Raw genomic sequence first — 3030 nt, 5'->3', positions numbered from 1 at the left:
CAGATTTTCATAAAAAAGCCCCGCCGGCTTGTTCAGCGGGCGGGGCGGTTGACCGACCCCCGGGTTACTCCACCTTGACGATGGTCACCCAGAACGAACCCGCCGGGGCATCCACCTGCACCTTATCGCCCGGCTTATGATTGAGGAGCGCCTTACCCAGCGGGGATTCGTTGGAGATTTTGCCCTCACTCGGATCTGCTTCCGCCGCACCCACAATGCTGTAAGTCTCCTGGCTGTCACTGCCCTCTTCCTGAATGGTTACCCGGCAGCCGACCTGAACCGTATCCGCTGCTGGAATTTCATCCACAATTCGGGCCGTTGCCAGCAAGATTCCCAGCTCCTTGATGCGCCCTTCAACGAAGGCTTGCTCATTTTTGGCAGCCTCATACTCGGCGTTTTCGATCAATTCCCCGCCCTCCATGGCTTCATGCAAACGCTGAGCAATCTCCTGCCGGCGCTGAGTGCGCAGGTACTCCAGTTCTTCCTGTAGCTTCTCAAAACCCTCTCTGGTCAGGAATGAGGTTGGCATGTTTTCAATCCTTTTTCAATGCTGATGGTGAATTGCGGGCTTCCCCCACACGCCCTTTGGTGAGCGTTAAACGAAAGAAAATCACTCCGGTGGAGGGATTTTCGGCTTTCGTGACAAAATCATATCATAAATTGTCTTGAATTGCAAGTTTAATGCCGCAGCCGGGGTTGATGTATAATCAAATTAACGTGAGTTCGGGATAAAATCAAAACCTGGCATACAGTGATCATTACCCCCACCTGCACCTCCCCCAAAATCGCAGGGGCGATTTTGGGGGAGGCGGGAGGGGGGACGAAAATTCGAAAGTTGATGTAAAAATGATTTATCCCGAATTGACGTAAATTACATACTGCCCTGGACGGATGTCGGGGTCATCCTTTGAGAGGTGTCCAATGAACGCAAGGTTTCTCCCCAAAATCGCTCTTTGGCTGCTGATTATGGCGGGTTTATTCACAGCCGCCGCTTGCCAACTATCGGCGGATGAGAGCAACGAACCGACCCCCGATGCATTTGCCACAGCCTATGCTCAACTGACCAGCGAAGCGGCCACCGCTGCCCCGCACAGTCCTCCTGCCACCGAAACGCCGCCCATGCCGCCGCTTGCCACCCCAACAGCAGAAACCTCCCCCACCACACTCATCCCTGCCGGGCTGTGGCGCGGTTTCATTGCCCTGATGGATGGACGATTTGTGGCTTTTGATTTTGAGGGAAACCGGCTGGGTTTTGAGGCAGACATCAGCGGGGTTGAAGGCGTGGGGGCGTATAACACCACCGTTTTTCGCGATGGACTGGCTTACTCACGCTTTGAAGACGGCACCGTCACGGTGATTACCTCCGCCGGCAGGCGCACCCTGGATTTCATCCGCTCTGAAAATCCCATCAGTGCCAGCATCAGCCCGGACGGCAGCCGCATTGCCTGGTCGTATCAATTCTGGGGAGAAAACGCGCCTTCATCGGAATTGTGGATTGCCAATCTGGATGGCAGCGATGCCCGCAAAGTGGACGAAATCGGTGAAGAAGAAAACCGCGAACGCTGGCTGATTCTTCACCCCTACCGCTGGCAGCCGGATGGGAAACTGCTATATGCCACCCAACCGACCGGCATTGGCGGCTACATTCTTTACGGAAACTGGAATGGTATGCGCCTTTACGACCCTGCCAGCGGCTCGATCACCGTACTGGTCAGTGATGATGAACGACTCGGCTTGAGCCTCAGTTCCATATCCAACGACTTAAGCATGGCGTCTATCAACGGTGATGGTATCCGCGTGCGCCGCCTTGGCAGCCGTGTTGAAGTACTGCTGCCCCCTACCAGCGGACTGACCACCTGTGGAGACGGCCGGTTTTCGCCCTCCGATCAGTGGCTGGCGTATGCGTGCGGGCGCAACAACCCGGAAGATGAAGCCGGGCAGGTGCTGCTTGCTCCGGTGGACGGCAGTCTATCCCCGCAAGTGTTGTTCAACGATTCGGCCAACGCTCCGCACGTCATGGGGTGGGTAGATGAAGACACTATTGTGATTCAGACTTACTCGCGTTTTGAATCTGCCGGCGAAATCTGGCGCGTCCAACGTGACGGCACCCGTCTCACCCGCCTGACCGAAGGGTTTTTTATTGGATTTGTACCGTAAAATAATAAGCAGTCCTCCTCGCAAACAGGGAGGACTGCTTATTTTTACACTTTTTCCGCCAAATGGCGCGCCCCCTCGCGCAATGCCTGATAATTCTTCGGCAGCAGTTTGTGGTGGCGTTCCGGCAGATGTTCCTGCAGGGCTTTTTCAATTGCCTCCAAACCAAGCACCGGCAAATTGGCAAGGAACGCCCCTAGCATGACCATGTTGGCCATCCGCCGGTCACCCAGTTGCTCGGCAATATCGTTGGCCGGCACCAGCACCACCTGAATGTCCTTTCGCTCCGGGGTGCGGTCAATGATCGAGGAGTTGACCACCAGCAGTCCACCCGGTTTGACCAGCGGTTCGTACTTATCCAGTGAGGGACGGTTCATCACAATGGCAACCTGCGGATTGCGCACAACCGGCGAGCCGATTTCTTCATCGGCGATGATCACCGTGCAGTTTGCGGTGCCGCCGCGCATTTCCGGCCCGTAGGAAGGAATCCAGGTGGTTTCCAACCCGCTATCCATGGCAGCGTAGGACAGCAATTGCCCGGCGAATAAAATACCCTGCCCGCCAAACCCAGCAATGATAATTTCGGTTTGCATTCCCCGCGCCTCCTTAGAACTTCAATTCCGCTACAATCGGATGGACTTTGTAATCCCCAATTGGATAGTAGGGGATCATGTGTTCTTCCAGCCAGCGCAGCGATTGAACCGGCGTCAAGCCCCAGTTGGTCGGGCAAATGGACAACAGTTCAATCATCGAAAAGCCCAGTCCACGCTGCTGCACTTCAAAAGCGGTGCGGATGGCTTTCTTTGCCATGCGGATGTTCTTGGGGTCATGCAGGCTGCGCCGCACCACATAACTGGCCCCTTCCAGTGTTGACAG

At 55.5% G+C, this 3030-nt stretch carries 3 protein-coding genes and 1 pseudogene; 1 reads left to right on the top strand and 3 read right to left on the bottom strand.

Features of this window, described 5'->3' with window-relative positions; all coding sequences use genetic code 11:
• Window positions 1-64: 64 nt before the first annotated feature.
• Complete coding sequence (gene greA / locus VAE48_RS06270; RefSeq protein ID WP_322792460.1) at window positions 65-529, bottom strand: transcription elongation factor GreA; 465 nt, start codon at window positions 527-529, stop codon at window positions 65-67.
• A gap of 392 nt (window positions 530-921) precedes the next feature.
• On the opposite strand from greA, the gene VAE48_RS06265 reads away from it, so the two are divergent.
• Entirely contained in the window at window positions 922-2157 is a 1236-nt protein-coding gene (locus VAE48_RS06265; RefSeq protein WP_322792459.1) for a hypothetical protein, read from the top strand.
• Window positions 2158-2201: 44 nt separating this feature from the next.
• On the opposite strand, the gene VAE48_RS06260 is transcribed toward VAE48_RS06265, so the two are convergent.
• Both VAE48_RS06260 and VAE48_RS06255 read right to left on the bottom strand, forming a co-directional pair.
• The gene (locus VAE48_RS06260; protein ID WP_322792458.1) at window positions 2202-2747 is read right to left on the bottom strand and encodes a 2-oxoacid:acceptor oxidoreductase family protein; all 546 of its coding nucleotides are present in this window, start codon (window positions 2745-2747) and stop codon (window positions 2202-2204) included.
• Window positions 2748-2760: 13 nt separating this feature from the next.
• Window positions 2761-3030 (bottom strand): annotated as a pseudogene (locus VAE48_RS06255) (2-oxoglutarate oxidoreductase); the annotation flags it as partial.

It is taken from the genome of Bellilinea sp. (genome assembly GCF_034432615.1).
Taxonomy (GTDB): domain Bacteria; phylum Chloroflexota; class Anaerolineae; order Anaerolineales; family Anaerolineaceae; genus Bellilinea.
The sequence above is the reverse complement of the archived record's forward strand: the minus strand, read 5'-3'. Positions and strand labels throughout refer to the sequence as shown.